Below are 16,252 nucleotides of genomic sequence, written 5' to 3'. Positions count from 1 at the left end.
TAATGCGGATTCTTCAACTAAGCTTATTTGAACGAAAAGCTCTGAAAGAGTTGCTAAACCCGTCACCGCCAGAGCGAAAAAAAAGGGACCCTCAGATGAGGATCCCTTTATGATTAAAAAATTGTGGGACAGCAGTGACCCGAAGGTGGTTTTTTATCTAAAGTAAAATTACAAACGTTCCACTTCAGCTTTCTCTTTTAATTGAGTTAGGTAATCTTGGTAATCCTGCTGACCTTTACGGTTACTCAGCATCATACTCATATAGCTAATCTCTTCCGGCTTCAGGTCAACATCGGCTTCAGTTACTTTATCCAGCACTAGAATAGACTTACTACCATCTAGCATATTAACTGCTGCATAGCTCATAGCGTTCTCAGCAGGCTTAGGCAGTTCAAATACCGCAGATCGTAACTCTTGTGGTAAATCCTGTTGAGTACGAGTTACGCCTGCAAGCGTTGTTACCGTAGCACCCATAGCGACATTCTCTAAGCTATCTCCTTGCTTTAGTTTAGCGATAAGTTCATCCGCTTGAGTAGTTAAAGCCTGCGCTACCTTTTCATTTAACAACGCTTCTTTAATCATGGCAGCAACTTCTTCAAGTGTTTTCTCACGAGGTAACTCATGTTGAACCACTCTTAACACTAAAGCCCGACCAGAATCTAATTCGATAGGCGTACTATTCAACCCATCTTTAATCAACTCTTCATCAAAGGCGACGCCCAATACTTTAGGGTTAGCCGTAATTCCACCTTCACTACCCATGCGGGAGAAAAGCTCTGTCTTTTGAATTTCAAGATCGAGGACTTCTGAAGGCTCAACCAAATCACCAGAAGAGAAAGATATATCAGCTAAGCGCTCTAACTGAACTACATATTCTTCCTCAGATAATTGATTTAGCAGATCGCTTGCAAGATCAGCTTTAGCTTTTTCAAAAGAAGGCACTTCAGTTGCTTCAATATCGATAAGCTTAATAATATGGTAACCAAATTCAGTCCTAACAGGCGATGATACTTGTCCTTTCTCTAAGGCAAATAGTGCATTATCGAACTCATCAGAAAATACACCTTTCTCGTTAACACCTAAATCGCCACCCATCTCGGCGGACGCAGGGTCATCGGATTCAGCTTTAGCAATAACCTCAAAAGCCTCACCCATCGCTATACGTTCAGCAATATTATCAGCCTTAGCTTTTGCTGCAGCATAATCCTGCTCATCTGAGATAGCGACGAGAATATGCGCAGAGTGTCGAAGCTCTTGTGCTTGAAAGGCATCAATTAATAGCTGATAAGCACTTTCTAACTGCTCATCCGTCACTGTTATTTCAGTTTCTAACGCACTACGATCAAGTAATAAGTACTCTATAGCAACCTGCTCATCAGTTAAGTACTCTGAACGATGCTCATCATAGTAATCTGCAATTTCTTGGTCACTCACATTTAAAGATGAACGAAGCGGGGATGCAGGAAGTGTAAAATATCGAAGATCTCGTGTTTGGCTGTCCAATTGAGCGATTGAGGTCAACTCAGAAGGGAGAGTAAAAGCAGATAACATAAACGCTGCACGTTCCTGTTCCGTTATCTTGTCTTTACGTATTAAATCACGATACATCATCGGTGTCAGACCGGCATTACGTAAAACAGCTTCAAACTGCGCACGATTAAATTGCCCATCCTGTTGAAAATCTGCTGTTGTCAAAATCAGTTGATCAATCATGTTGTCAGAGAATGTTAATCCCTGATCGCTGGCGGATTGAACAAGAACAGCCTGCTCTATAAGGCCTTCCAGTACCATGTTGTTGATTAAGTTATCATCAAGCAGCGCTGGATCGGCGCCTTCTCCCATCTGGGAAAGCATTTGACGTCTTTGACGCTGAACACCTTGAACGAGATCCTGTTGACTAATCTCTTCGCCATTAACCGTAGCAGGCGCATTACTGCCAGCAGTTAAACTAACAAGTGATTCAACACCAAATAAAGCAAAAGTAACTGCAATCAAACCAACAATAATCTTGGCGATGATTCCTTGGGAGTTATCCCGAATGGACTGTAGCATTATGCCTATAAACCCCTGAGCATTTTTTCACACAAAAAAAAAGCGCATTCTAAACGAATGCGCCTTTCTTGGTTTCTTTCTGTTGGCGGAACGGACGGGACTCGAACCCGCGACCCCCTGCGTGACAGGCAGGTATTCTAACCAACTGAACTACCGCTCCTTAAAGTAAGATCGTGACGCGATCAGATCTTACTTATTAACTGCGTCTTTTAAAGCCTTACCAGGTTTAAAAGTAGGCAGCGTAGCAGCGGCAATCTCAATTGGTTTGCCTGTCTGCGGATTGCGACCTGTACGAGCTGCGCGCTCTTTTACAGAAAATGTACCGAAACCTACAAGTGCCACAGAATCTCCGTTCTGTAATGCACCAGTTACTGCTTCTAGAGTCGCATCAAGTGCACGACCAGCAGCTGCTTTAGGAATATCGGCTGAAGCTGCGATAGCGTCGATCAGTTCAGACTTATTCACATTGTTCCCCTTTAATAGATCGTTATTTTTAGTTTTCGTAATCCATGCCCAGCAAGATGGTAAGCATTTATACCAAGTGGTAGAAAGCGGTGTCAAGACAACTTGTGTACCTTTCTACTCCTTATGAACTCTAATGAGGCTTTATTTGCCCCGGCTCAGCTTTTCCAGGCTTTTCCTTTGCTGCTACAACCTCACCGTCTTCTTGCTCTATTGGCTTCGGTTGATACTTAAGTGCGATATCTAAAACTTCATCTATCCACTTAACAGCTTTTATATCTAAATCCGCTTTGATATTGTCAGGAATTTCCTTCAAATCACGCTCATTTTCTTTAGGAATAAGAACCGTTTTGATTCCTCCTCTATGAGCTGCAAGCAGTTTTTCTTTCAATCCGCCTATAGGTAAGACTTGTCCCCTAAGGGTTATCTCACCTGTCATGGCAACATCAGCTCTCACCGGTATATTGGTCAAGACTGATACTAAAGCAGTGCACATACCGATGCCAGCACTTGGACCATCTTTAGGCGTCGCACCTTCAGGAACATGTATATGAATATCATGTTTCTCATGAAAGTCTGGCACAATACCTAATGCCGAAGATCGATTCCGTACAACAGTCAGCGCCGCTTGAATAGATTCTTTCATGACATCGCCAAGACTACCTGTAGTCACCTGACGACCTTTACCTGGTACCACAGCAGCTTCGATACTAAGTATATCGCCACCAACTTGTGTCCAAGCCAAGCCTGTCACTAGCCCAACTTGATCTTGCTCTTCAGCAATACCGAAATTATGTTTCAGAACACCGCTATAGTGCTCAAGTTGTTCAGTATCAACGGTGATAGTCCCTGCCTTATTCGAAAGCGCGAGCTCTTTGACGACCTTACGGCAGATCTTAGCTATTTCACGCTCAAGGCCACGAACACCAGCTTCGCGGGTATAGTAGCGGATAAGTCCAGTAATGGCACTATCTGTAATCTCAACTTCGCCCGTTTTCAAGCCATTATTTTTAAATTGTTTCTCTATAAGGTAATTACGAGCAATATTTAGCTTCTCATCTTCGGTGTAACCCGGTATACGAATGATTTCCATACGATCCAAAAGTGGACCAGGAATATTCATAGAGTTTGAGGTACAAACAAACATAACATCCGATAGATCGTAATCAACTTCTAGGTAGTGATCATTGAAGCTAGAGTTTTGCTCTGGATCAAGAACCTCAAGAAGTGCTGACGCTGGGTCTCCACGTTGGTCCATACCCATCTTATCGATTTCATCTAATAAGAACAGTGGGTTTTTAACACCAACTTTCGCCATTTTCTGTAGCAACTTACCCGGCATTGAACCTATATAAGTACGACGGTGACCACGAATCTCGGCTTCGTCACGCACGCCACCTAGCGCCATACGGACATACTCACGATTGGTCGCGCGCGCAATAGAACGCCCCAGAGATGTTTTACCAACCCCTGGAGGACCTACAAGACAAAGAATGGGACCTTTTAACTTTTTAACGCGTTTTTGGACAGCAAGATATTCGAGGATGCGATCTTTAACTTCCTCAAGACCATAATGATCCTGATTAAGAATTTTTTCAGCTCGCTTCATATCATGTCGGACTTTTGAACGCTTAGACCATGGAATGGAAAGCATCCAGTCGATGTATCCACGCACAACGGTTGCTTCCGCTGACATAGGTGACATCATTTTTAATTTGTTGTATTCCGCCATGGTTTTGTCGAACGCTTCCTGAGGCATTTTCGCTTCAGCAATGCGGTTCTTCAGCTCATCCATGTCGTTTATGCCAGATTCATCCAGATCACCTAGCTCTTTCTGAATGGCCTTCATCTGCTCATTCAAATAGTATTCACGCTGGCTTTTTTCCATCTGTTTTTTGACCCGGCCACGGATCCGTTTTTCGACCTCAACCAAGTCAATTTCAGACTCCATCAACGCCATTAGATGCTCAAGACGCTCTTTATTACCCAGCATCTCGAGAATCTGTTGTTTTTCTCCTAATTTCAAAGACATATGCGCAGCAATGGTATCAGCCAAACGCCCTACATCATCAATATTTTGCAGTGAAGACAATACTTCTGAAGGTATCTTTTTATTGACCTGAACAAAACGTTCAAACTGTTCAAGCACCGTACGTTTGTACAAAGTATCTTCAGCTTCAGTCAACTCTTCAATAGGCAATACAGAAGCTTGCGCAGAGAAAAAGCCTTCATCTTCATGCAAACTGTGAATAGTCGCACGGTAATCACCTTCGACAAGCACTTTCACTGTGCCATCCGGTAGTTTCAGCATCTGCAAGATACTGGCAACAGTACCTACTTCAAACAGATCATCCGCCAGAGGTTCATCATCAGAAGCGTTTTTCTGAGCCACTAATAAGATTTCTTTCTCGCCTGACATTGCTGCTTCAAGTGCATCAATGGATTTTTCCCGCCCAACAAAAAGTGGGATCACCATGTGCGGATAAACAACGACATCCCGTAATGGGAGTACGGGCAATTCAATAACTTGTGACTGTGATTCGTCATGTTGAGTCATGCAGCAATAGCCTCATCAAACAGGTCCGCGGTGCTCTGCGGATAAATTCTTTAAATACGCGATAAACGATTAATGATTACATGGGGGTGTTTCTATATAAATGCAACCAGCGGGATCAAAATAATACAGTATTTAGAGTGTCATGAAGGTTGTAGATATTAGAAGCATTGTTATTTTATAACAGCATCTTAGGGCGGAGACAATTAAAAAGGGGAAGCAAGCTTCCCCTTTTTAATCACATGTTATTTGTAATATGCGTTTTCACGCACACTATGGTCGGTTACATCACGCACCCCAACCAAATCTGCTATACGCTCAACTAAGGTTGCCTCAACCCCATCTTTCAGAGTCATATCGACAGCACTACACCCTTGACAACCACCGCCGAATTGAAGAATAGCAATCTGTCCCTCTTCCTCCTCGACAACTTCCATTAGTTTCACCTCACCACCATGAGACGAAAGGCCTGGGTTAATTTCTGAGTAAAGAATATAATTAATCTGCTCACCTATCGGACTATCTTCAGACACTTTAGGTACTTTAGCATTAGGCGCTTTTATCGTCAGCTGGCCGCCCATACGATCTTTTGCGAAGTCCACATGCGCCTCATCTAAATAAGGAATGCTGTTCTTTTCAACATAAAAACGTAATTTAGCCAACTCCATGACTTCATCATCTTCAATGATTTCATCAGGGCGACAGTATGCAAGACAAGTTTCAGCGTATGAAGTACCTGGCTGAGTGACAAACATACGCACCGCCATGCCTTCTACATCTTGCTTGCTAAGAAGTTCTACTAAATAATCTTCAGCCGTTTCTGTAACGGTAATATTCATACGATGTCCTGTATGTTAAATCTACACTTTAATTAGCTGTAGGATACACCCAAACTATTCCCGAGTAAATTGATCAACTATTAATCGAATCCCTATTATAAATCCATCCTAAGGAGTAATTCTATCCACTTGTATATTTGTTCAACTTTAAAACTAAGTGTTCTGTTAGAATAGGCCTTTTGCGCCGATCCTATATGTCTGCATTTCTTCGACAGAAAACAATTATCCTCCTCGGACTACCGATCATCGCGGGTATGCTCTCTCAAAGCGTTATCAATTTGATAGATGCGGCCTTAGTAGGCCAACTTGGTGAAGCCTCGCTTGCTGGCGTAGGCATTGGGAGTTATGCCAATTTTGTTGCTATCAGCTTAATACTAGGATTGTCTTCAGGTGTACAAACGCTCGTTGCAAGAAATCGAGGGCAAGGACAACATAATTATGCAGCGACGCCTGTCCATTGGGGATTGCTAACCTCTTTTCTTGTTGCGCTCCCCCTTAGCATAATCTATATCCATTATTCCGATAGTCTCGTTGCTATAATGTCAGAGGATTCTTCTGTTCAAGATATTGCTTCATCCTATTTTGATTACCGAACAGCGGCTATGCTTGTCGTTGGAATCAACTTATCCTTTCGCGGGTGGTGGAATGGTAATAAAACACCTATTACTTATTTTAAAATCCTTGTATTTACCCACTGCCTAAATATAGTTATTAGCTACTGCCTTATTTTTGGACATTTAGGCTTACCGAAAATGGGAGCGCCGGGCGCAGGATTAGGCTCAGCAATTGCACTTTGCTCAGGTGCGCTTATCAATGCGGTTTTTGTGTATAAAAATGCAAAACCTGCTGGTTTATTTAGGTGGCATTCGGGCAGCATAATTGAGTTTTCAAAATTATTACGTTTATCTATCCCCCATTCACTTCAGCAGCTTTTTCTAGCCCTATCTATCTGCGTACTTATTTGGATCATTGGGCAACTTGGCACGAGTGATCAAGCGATCGCGCATGTGTTAATTAACTTATCTCTATTCTTAATTTTACCCGCAGTAGGACTTGGAATTGCCTCTACATCGTTGGTTAGTCACTCTATAGGCGAGGACAAACCGCAGGAAGCGCTCACATGGGGATGGGCTGTGTTAAAAACTGCACTCGCTTTTATGCTGCTCCTAAGTTTACCTTTATGGCTCATGCCAGAAACAATACTCGGTTTCTTTTTACAATCGAACATATTAATAGAGCAAGCAGTGCTACCGTTACAGATAGCAGCTTTAGCTATATGTCTAGATGCAGCCACCATTGTATTAACTCAAGCATTGTTTGGTGTAGGCGCAAATCGTATAGTATTCATTATATCGACCTGCGGCTTATGGGGATTTTACCTTCCTTTAGCTTGGTTATTTGGTCCTGCTTTAGGCTATGGACTCATTGGAATCTGGATTATCCAGTTGATATATCGCGCACTATCGTCGCTAGTTTTTATCTATATTTGGCAACAACAGCGCTGGTCAATGATCAAACTGTAATGATTAAAAGCTTCAACCTAACGCATTATTATCCATATCTACATTTGGATGCGTAACATCTAGCTAAGTTCAAGCCAGACGATCTGGCTTATCATTCTAATCTGCATAATTAAGGATCTATTGTATGGCTGAGCAGTCACTGGTCTTTTCATTTTTCTTAATTTTCACAGGCGCAGCTATTGTTGCCTCATTGGCTCTTTACACACGCCAACCTTTGCTGGTTGCTTATATCGCTTTAGGTGCGCTCCTCGGGCCTTATGGCGTAGCTATGGTTACCGATACTAAGTTATTAACAGACATATCCCATATAGGTATCATTTTTTTACTGTTTTTACTCGGTCTTGATATGCAACCCTCCCACCTTATTCATATGCTTAAAAAAGCAACATTAGTCGCTATCGCAAGCTCCGTTTTATTTTTTATCATTGGCTATGCTGTCGGCTTTAGCTTTGGTTATACACAAACAGAATGCATGATTATCGGTATCGCTATCATGTTTTCCAGCACGATTATTGGAATCAAGTTACTTCCCACTACCGTTTTACATCACCGCCATACAGGTGAGCTTGTTGTAGGCTTATTACTACTACAGGATGTGATCGCCATTATGATGCTGTTATTTCTTTACAGTGGTACAGGGGAAACTAGCGATTCAGAAACAATGATTATCTTCGCCAAAACCTTAGTAGCCCTACCTCTGCTTATCTTTGGTGCTTTTATATTTGTCAGGTTTGTTTTATTAAAACTGATACAGAAATTTGACCGTTTTCATGAATATATTTTTCTACTAGCGATTGGCTGGTGCCTTGGACTAGCTGAACTCGCAAACCTTGTTGGCTTATCAGCCGAAATAGGTGCTTTTGTAGCAGGCGTTTCCATAGCGACTAGTCCTATTGCTCAATATATAGCTACAAGTCTCAAACCCTTGCGTGATTTTTTCTTAATACTGTTCTTCTTTTCAATCGGTGCTAGCTTCAATCTCTCTTTAGTGGGACTCATTGCAATTCCAGCTGTTATATTGGCATTACTCGTATTAAGTTTAAAACCGATGATTTTCCGTTTTCTCTTAAACGGTATTAGCGAATCACCGTCAATCGGCTGGGAGGTAGGATTTCGACTAGGGCAGATCAGTGAATTTTCGTTACTGATCGCTTATATTGCCGCAGGCTCCATGATGATTGGGGAGGAGGCATCACACGTAATTCAGGCAACAGCGATTTTAACTTTCCTGCTTTCCAGTTATGTAGTGATTTTCAACTTCCCATCACCAATCGCTGTATCAGATAAATTGCGCCGTGATTAACGGCGCAATTTATATACTAAAATAGATCTATTTTACGAGTTTTCCAAAGCACCTCCGCACGTTTAAGCAAATCATCGACCTCTCCATCCTCACCCAACAGCCTTAAGACAACAGCCAAAGTTGAGAGAATAGCCTTCTCTCCGTATTCATGCTGAGTGTCACCCTGCCAAACAGAAAGTAAGGTTTGCGGATCTAATTTATCTTCCTTAACAAAACGCTTAGCGACGATCCTTTGCCACTCATACTCAACCAACTCACCCTCTTCTACCCACTGCAACAGGCACTCTGCATCAGGCCGAATCTCTGCCTCTCCTCCATCGCCTTTAACCGTTAAATTCCGCTGCTCACCGAGCAACTGAGCTGTCTTTTGATGCATAGGACCATAAGCAGGATGAAATACACCATCAATACTGTTAGGCGCTTCAGAAGGATTTAACATACGACACAGAGTATGAACGGGTGAGCGTAAGCCTAAGATAGATCTAAGCTGAATAATCTCTCCTAAAGGTGGGCAGAAATTATCGATAGACATATAAGCAAACCCCACACGTGCCAGCTCTGTTTCTACCTCATCCCAAGCAGCACAAGGCTGAAGCTTAAATAGGCTTAACATATCTTCAAGATAGATTCTCCCTGGCGTATGCCCTTTAGCCCCATGCATAAAAATTTTATAGCCATGACTAGCAAGACAGAGTGCTACTAACAAGTACCAAGGATGACGATTTTTTTTGCCCGCATAAGTCGACCAATCTAAATCAGTATCAATCCTACGACCCACCGCGTAACGTGTACGCACAGCATCAGCAAAACCGGCTAACTCTTCCGGCGCCTCTTCCTTAACGCGTAACAGCATAAGAAACGCGCCAAGCTGTTCAGGCCGCACCTTCTTATCCAAAATCATTCCCATGGCCTCAGCAGCCTCTTCACGGGTAAGTGAACGTGTCCCAGTCTTACCTTTGCCTAAAATTCTTACAAAGGGGGCAAACTTATGCTCTTCAATCATTAGCAGCTTTAACCTTATTCTGTGCAAACGAAATAAATACAGTAGAATTAACCCATTACTACATCATCGCGCATATAACCTAATTAGTACTCAATAACGGTTTTGGATTATCTGGATCAATAGTGTAATGAAATCATACCCTCGCCAGCTACATGTTTTTTTTAATGCACTAACCTACTACACTAGATTTAGCGCCCCCAGCTGGGTTGAATATTCCAAAGAGAACCAAGCAGAATCAACTCGTTACCTACCTTGGATTGGCTTATTAATAGGTTTTTATACCGCTTTAATTTACTGGCTTGGAACCTTTATTTTTCCTGACACTATCGCGGTTATCTTATCAATCGCCACAAGTATATGGATGAGTGGCGCTCTACATGAAGATGGTCTATCCGACTGTTTCGATGGATTCGGCGGCGGATGGGAGAAACAGCGCATTCTGAACATTATGAAAGATTCAAGATTGGGCAGTTATGGGGTGTTAGCGATTATACTGGCCCTAATGTTGAAATATAACGCTCTACTCACTGTACAAGAGACCGTGCTAATCATCATCAGCGCTCACTGCCTGAGCCGCTTTTTTCCGCTATTAATTATCCACAAGGAAAACTATGTCGGCCTTACAGAACAAAATAAAGCCAAGGTCATGACTACCCACAGAATAACTAAAACTGATCTTATTATTGCCTTTATCCCAGCCTTGCTCTGTTTAGTCTTTAGCCCTCTTGTTTATATCAGCGTATTAGTTCCCCTCTTAGGGCTTACATTCTGGTTAGCATCGTACTTCCGTTCCTGGATAGACGGTTATACCGGCGACTGCTTAGGTTGCTGCCAACAACTATCTGAGTTAACTATTTATATTTGGTTCTGTTTGCCTTGGTTTATTGGCTAATTTCTATATAACATCTATTAATCTCTGCTAAAATCGCCCGCTAATCTGCTGGTATCCCTTATGAAACGAAAAAATAGCCTATTTAGCCGTCCAACTGCATCAAAAACACCCCAATCAAAAAAAACGATTGAGTACCCTGATGTCATCGAAGTACAGGGACTAAGCCATGAAGGCCGCGGCATAGCTAAACAGGACGGGAAGACTCTCTTCATATCAGGAGCGCTTCCAACAGAGCAAGTACGATTCAAAATTGAAGCAAGACACCGTCGCTATGATGAAGCGATCTACACAGAAATAGTCACCCCATCAGCCCATAGGGTCCCAGCGTCCTGCGATTATTATGAACGTTGTGGTGGCTGTGACCTCCAGCACTTAAATCATGAGCAACAAATCACCACAAAACAAGCACTAGTCATCGATCAATTATCAAGGCTGGGAAAGTTCACACCATTACAAGTAGAACAACCCATTACGAGTCCTAGCTGGCACTATCGTCGCAGCTGCCGTCTCGGAATTAATCAATTAACAAGGGACAATAGTGCCATTGTTGGCTTTCGCCGGAAGGGTAGCAGCAAACTGATCAAAATAGACCACTGCCCAGTATTATCGGAACCACTCGATAAAATTTTATCTTCGCTACCCGCGGTACTTGAAGAGACAGAAAATTTTAAAGAGATCACCCACGCCGAAATCAGTATGGGTGATAACGAAGGTGCATTAACCTTAAGGGTAAAGAAAACGCCTAAAGAGCCACTTATCACCCAGTTAAATGAACTTGCGCAAGCAAACAGTTTCAAACTGTACTTTGATTTCGGAGACCGAATTGAAGCCGTTGATGGTGAAGCTCAACTCAACTACCGAATAGCTGAGACAGATACGCTCATCCATTTCAAACCTGGTGACTTTATTCAAGTCAATGCTAAGGTTAATGAGCAGATGATCCAGCGGGCTTTATCTTGGTTACAACTTTCAAAAAATGATCGCGTATTAGATCTGTTTTGCGGTATAGGTAACTTTACACTACCTATAGCCACACAAGTTGAAAGTATCGTCGGCATAGAAGGCGTAGAAGAGATGGTCATTCGCGCCAATGATAATGCCCAGATCAATCAAATCGATAATTGTGAATTTCATAAAGCCAACCTAACCAATGACCTACGCGCCATGCCTTGGTACAAGCAAGGCTTCAATAAAATAGTCCTTGATCCCCCCCGCACCGGCGCACTGGACATTATTAAACAACTGAAACAACACTCTGCAGAGATGGTACTCTATGTCTCTTGCAACCCTGCAGCACTTGCCCGTGATGGGGCAGAGTTAATATCCCAAGGTTATAAAGCAACGCGTTTTTGCGTTATGGATATGTTCCCACATACATCTCATGTTGAATCTCTTGTCCTATTTGAGCGTATCTAATGGTTGATATTATCTATGCTGACGACGCTTTTGTAATCGCCAATAAACCCTACGATGTTTTATCCGTTCCTGGCCGTGGTGAAGACAAGCAAGATTGTTTATGGCGACGAGTACAAACAATATTTCCAACAGCTAGAGTCGTTCACCGGCTAGATTATGCAACATCCGGAGTGATGGTATTAGCCTTAACATTGGAAGCACAAAGATCGCTCAATCGTAGCTTTCAAGAGCGTCAAACCCATAAGCGCTATCAGGCCATTATCTCCGGTACGCCAGAGCAATCAGAAGGCAGTGTAGAACTCCCTTTACGATGCGATTGGGAAAATAGACCTTTACAGATCGTCGATTTTGAACAAGGGAAAAACGCGTTAACACACTGGAAAGTACTGGCTAAAGAGAGCTCTGAGCAAGATACTCGCGTTGAGCTAACACCTATCACTGGCCGCTCTCATCAATTAAGAGTGCATATGCAAGCTATGGGACACCCAATTTTAGGGGATCGGTTTTATGCGGATACAGAAGGCCAAGCAAAATCTGACCGTCTACTGCTCCATGCCGAACAGCTATCCTTTCCCCACCCGATTACGGGTGAATTTGTTGAGTTTTTTGTACCCTGTCCTTTTTAAAGAGAAATAGCACACAAGCCTAAACGGTACGAATTGGCGTACCGCTTAGAAACGCTCTCATATTCTCAGCCGTCTGTTCAATAATACGATTGCGCGCTTCTATACTTCCCCAAGCGGTATGAGGAGTCAGGAGAAAGTTGGGAATACTTTGATCGAGCAAAACATTACCATGAACCGGAGGCTCCTCCGTTAATACATCAAAGGCAGCACCAGCGATAACCCCATTCCTCAGCGCATCAGCAAGATCAGCCTCATTAACAATACCACCACGCGCTGCATTAATGATAAAAGCCTCAGGCTTCATCTGTTCAAAAACCTCTGTAGTAAAAAGGTTTTCCGTTGCATCAGTCAGCGGACAATGCAAACTAATAACATCCGCTTGCTGAATAAAATCATCAAAAGGGCAAGTAGTATCAGAGTCCTGTTCAGCCCCTCCAATTTGACCTATTTTTTGGCATACAATGATCTTCATACCAAAGGCTTCAGCTATTTTAGCCACACCTTTACCTAAGTTTCCATAACCGATAATTCCAAGCGTTCGTCCTTTAAGCTCAATAATCGGGTGAGTTAGAAAGCAAAATTGTTCTGAACGCTGCCACTCACCCGCGACAACATCTTGTGCATAACTCGGCAGGTTAGTGTGTAAAGCTAAAATCAGTGACCAGACATGCTGAACTACAGAATCTACGCCATAAGCCACACAGTTAGACACGGGAATGCCCAACTCACATGCCGCTTGCTTATCGATCACATTAGTTCCGGTAGCCAGTACACAAACCAGTTTTAATTGGGAGGCCTGCTCTAGGTGATGACGTGCTAAAGGCGTCTTGTTTGTTATCACAATATCGAAACCTTGAATTCGGTTACCTATCTCCTTATCCGGTGTCAGATCATAACAAACTAGCTCTTCAACTAAGAATTCGATGGCACTCAAATCTAAGGCCTCTAGGCCTTTTAAATCAAGTATAACTGCACGCATACCCCTCTCCCTCAAAAACCCATAAAAAAGGGCCCTAAGGCCCTTTCTACAACATAAAACTATTTAAACGATTAAGAGCGAGGGAGTTTCTCTTTAATCTCCCAGAGTATCTCTTCACCTATAACTGCAGGGGCTGCAACCCCTTCCGCCGTCAAGACGCTCAGATAAACACCGGTACGCGTACGAATAAGTTTTAATTGATACTGACCGGTGTGCTCGAACTTACCGGAGTTTTCATTGTATACACCAGAATCATTCCCACCAAACACATAGATAGGTTTACCTGCAAACCAGATTTTATATCCCTTCTTATTAGCAGCGTCATCAGGATTATTGAAGGCACTAGCAGAAATTTGACTCTCTGTATTTTGGAAGCGAGCAGCCGTTTTTCCACTGGTATAACTGATACCTTCAGAATCATCACTACCAACACCTAGAGCAGCAGAAATTGCACTCGTATCAATTTTAATAGGACCACGTTCTGCGTGTAGCCATTCAAAGAAGCCCATCTCTTCTTCATTTTCAAAAGGTGTTGACGTCGTGTAGGTCATATAAAATAAACCCAAATCAGGATCGCGTGTACCTACATCCATATCGGCTTTATCTAATGCAGCACTCACATTATTCCAGGCAGACTCTACATCAGCATCAAGTTTTAATACCGCATTACCGCGTGAGTCACGTCCTAACTGCGTGCCTAAACGGCGCTGTTCTTGGAAAGCAACCAATGTTTGAGCACTACGATCACCGGTCGCTTTACCTAGGTAACGTAACATTTCAAACATCATATCAGCTTTATAACTTACACCTCGTGCTTGCTCACTCCAATTGACTTCCGTTGCGTCATCATCTTCAGCAAAGCGTATATGCTGCATCGCTATAGAAGTACGATTTGGATCACCATCAACAGGTTTCAAACTGACCTGTAATTTATCCTTAGTTGCACCCGGAAGGTCTTGGAATGTAAGGCGCTTCACCCAAGAATCGACAAAGCTTAGCTCCTTGGCTTCATGAGTAATCCACTGAGTCTCCATAACCCCTTGACGCGGATCCGATTTAACAATGTCGATACCGTTAAACTGCCAAAATTCCTGCAATTTAACCCATACATTTGTTATACCTTCATCAACGATAATCAGTTTATCGCCACCCTCACGCTTTAAACTAACCGATTCCGTACCAGATTCAGCATAGAAAAACTCAGGTCTAGGAACAATAAAGTCCCCAGTACGCGCTGTTGCGACATCACTGATTTCTGGAATAGTAAGCGACTCTTCTGTCTGCTTAACACTAAGATGTTCAGGAACTTCTAAACGCTGGCTGGTTTCAGCTAATTCATAATCTTGGCTACGATCACGAACAATACCGTTGTCACCATAGATTGGATTATTATCCAACGCACCACAGCCCGCTATTAACAAGCTAACTGACGATAGAGCTAAAATCTTTTTCATTATTATGATCGCTTAAATAATTTCACTGCTACGTAACGCTTCACGCACAGTTGTATGATATTCATCAGCTAATACGGTTAACGGTAAACGGATACCAAGCCCCATTAACCCCATTTCAGTCATAGCCCACTTTACTGGGATAGGATTCGCTTCAACAAAAAGTTTTTCGTGCAAAGGCATTAGTTTTTCTTGTGTTGCACGGGCGGCATCTGCATCACCGGTAATAGCAAAACGGCAAAGCTGGGACATTTCCGCTGGTGCGACATTAGCAGTAACCGATATATTCCCATCGCCTCCGGCAATCATTAATTCAACCGCTGTGGCATCATCACCAGAATAGATCGCAAAATCGGCGGGAGAATTGTCAATCAAAAAACGCGCACGCTCTAGATCGCCAGTCGCTTCTTTTATACCAACGATATTATCCACTTCAGCAAGACGAAGAACAGTCTCAGGTAACATATCGCAAGCCGTACGTCCTGGAACATTGTAAAGAATCTGCGGAATATCCACCGCTTCAGCAACGGTTTTATAGTGCAGAAACAAACCTTCCTGAGTTGGCTTATTATAGTAAGGCGTGACCAATAGGCAGGCATCCGCCCCTACATTTTTAGCTTCTTGAGTTAACTCAATCGCTTCAGAAGTAGAGTTAGCGCCCGTGCCTGCAATAACAGGGATACGGCCAGCGACTCGGTCTACCACACGTTTAATAACCTGGCAGTGTTCATCGCAGTTTAAAGTAGCAGACTCACCCGTAGTGCCTACAGCGACGATAGAATCAGTGCCCTTATTCAAATGCCAATCAACAATTTTATCGAGATTATCCCAATCGATATCACCGTTAGAATGCATAGGGGTAACAAGAGCAACAATGCTGCCAGTAATCATTTTTTTCTCCATGAGATAAATATCAGGTTTAGCAATGCCCAAATTACTCTGAGACACCACTTATTACAACCTTAAAAGCGTTACTAATCTTATTCTAGCTATATGAAAGTAATGAATATTTAGCTAGATAATTAGTCAATTATCCATACCGATACAAAGGGACTCTTAACAATATAAGAAGCCACATAAACAACCACCATTATCTATGATAATGTGGGCATCAAATAGCCCCTTAAAATCTAAAAACTACCTAGTATCGTA

At 42.7% G+C, this 16,252-nt stretch carries 13 protein-coding genes and 1 tRNA gene; 5 read left to right on the top strand and 9 right to left on the bottom strand.

Annotated features, from left to right (window positions below; translation table 11 throughout):
- Positions 1–168: 168 nt before the first annotated feature.
- From A3774_RS13115 to nfuA, 5 genes are all read right to left on the bottom strand, one after another.
- Positions 169–2,052 (bottom strand): SurA N-terminal domain-containing protein, encoded by a 1,884-nt coding sequence (locus A3774_RS13115; protein WP_067868346.1) that lies wholly within the window; start codon positions 2,050–2,052, stop codon positions 169–171.
- An 83-nt stretch (positions 2,053–2,135) separates the two neighbouring features.
- Positions 2,136–2,212: transfer RNA gene (locus tag A3774_RS13110), tRNA-Asp, on the bottom strand.
- Between the two features lie 29 nt (positions 2,213–2,241).
- On the bottom strand, positions 2,242–2,517 hold the full coding sequence (locus A3774_RS13105) for an HU family DNA-binding protein (RefSeq protein ID WP_007020114.1): 276 nt from the start codon (positions 2,515–2,517) through the stop codon (positions 2,242–2,244).
- A 130-nt stretch (positions 2,518–2,647) separates the two neighbouring features.
- Positions 2,648–5,071 (bottom strand): endopeptidase La, encoded by a 2,424-nt coding sequence (gene lon / locus A3774_RS13100; RefSeq protein WP_067868343.1) that lies wholly within the window; start codon positions 5,069–5,071, stop codon positions 2,648–2,650.
- A 242-nt stretch (positions 5,072–5,313) separates the two neighbouring features.
- Positions 5,314–5,907, bottom strand: coding sequence for a Fe-S biogenesis protein NfuA (nfuA, locus tag A3774_RS13095; protein ID WP_067868339.1), 594 nt, complete (start codon positions 5,905–5,907; stop codon positions 5,314–5,316).
- 194 nt (positions 5,908–6,101) lie between these two features.
- On the opposite strand from nfuA, the gene A3774_RS13090 reads away from it, so the two are divergent.
- Positions 6,102–7,430: an MATE family efflux transporter gene (locus A3774_RS13090; protein WP_067868336.1), complete on the top strand. Its 1,329-nt coding sequence runs from the start codon at positions 6,102–6,104 to the stop codon at positions 7,428–7,430.
- Positions 7,431–7,554: 124 nt separating this feature from the next.
- Positions 7,555–8,733, top strand: a complete 1,179-nt coding sequence (locus tag A3774_RS13085) for a cation:proton antiporter domain-containing protein (protein WP_067868333.1) — start codon at positions 7,555–7,557, stop codon at positions 8,731–8,733.
- 16 nt (positions 8,734–8,749) lie between these two features.
- On the opposite strand, the gene A3774_RS13080 is transcribed toward A3774_RS13085, so the two are convergent.
- Positions 8,750–9,736, bottom strand: coding sequence for a glycosyl transferase family protein (locus A3774_RS13080; RefSeq protein WP_067868330.1), 987 nt, complete (start codon positions 9,734–9,736; stop codon positions 8,750–8,752).
- Positions 9,737–9,863: 127 nt separating this feature from the next.
- Between A3774_RS13080 and A3774_RS13075 the strand changes: the two genes are divergently transcribed.
- From A3774_RS13075 to A3774_RS13065, 3 genes are read left to right on the top strand one after another with little or no spacing between them, the layout of a single operon-like run.
- Positions 9,864–10,628, top strand: coding sequence for an adenosylcobinamide-GDP ribazoletransferase (locus A3774_RS13075; protein WP_067868327.1), 765 nt, complete (start codon positions 9,864–9,866; stop codon positions 10,626–10,628).
- A gap of 60 nt (positions 10,629–10,688) precedes the next feature.
- A complete protein-coding gene (gene rlmD, locus A3774_RS13070) occupies positions 10,689–12,044 on the top strand; it encodes a 23S rRNA (uracil(1939)-C(5))-methyltransferase RlmD (RefSeq protein ID WP_067868325.1) in 1,356 nt (451 codons plus the stop codon).
- Positions 12,044–12,670: a pseudouridine synthase gene (locus A3774_RS13065; protein WP_067868322.1), complete on the top strand. Its 627-nt coding sequence runs from the start codon at positions 12,044–12,046 to the stop codon at positions 12,668–12,670. Before rlmD ends, A3774_RS13065 begins: the two co-directional genes overlap by 1 nt.
- A gap of 19 nt (positions 12,671–12,689) precedes the next feature.
- Here A3774_RS13065 and A3774_RS13060 read toward each other — a convergent pair whose 3' ends face one another.
- The 3 genes from A3774_RS13060 to dapA all read right to left on the bottom strand — a co-directional run bounded on the left by A3774_RS13060 (position 12,690) and on the right by dapA (position 15,991).
- Positions 12,690–13,649, bottom strand: a complete 960-nt coding sequence (locus A3774_RS13060) for a D-2-hydroxyacid dehydrogenase (RefSeq protein ID WP_067868317.1) — start codon at positions 13,647–13,649, stop codon at positions 12,690–12,692.
- A 71-nt stretch (positions 13,650–13,720) separates the two neighbouring features.
- A complete protein-coding gene (gene bamC, locus A3774_RS13055; RefSeq protein ID WP_067868314.1) occupies positions 13,721–15,103 on the bottom strand; it encodes an outer membrane protein assembly factor BamC in 1,383 nt (460 codons plus the stop codon).
- Between the two features lie 12 nt (positions 15,104–15,115).
- Positions 15,116–15,991 (bottom strand): 4-hydroxy-tetrahydrodipicolinate synthase, encoded by an 876-nt coding sequence (dapA, locus tag A3774_RS13050; RefSeq protein ID WP_067868355.1) that lies wholly within the window; start codon positions 15,989–15,991, stop codon positions 15,116–15,118.
- Positions 15,992–16,252: the final 261 nt, after the last annotated feature.

The organism is Neptuniibacter marinus (genome assembly GCF_001597725.1).
GTDB classification, from domain to species: Bacteria; Pseudomonadota; Gammaproteobacteria; order Pseudomonadales; family Balneatricaceae; genus Neptuniibacter; species Neptuniibacter marinus.
Note: the sequence above shows the minus strand (reverse complement) of the source record. Positions and strands in the feature narration are given on the sequence as shown.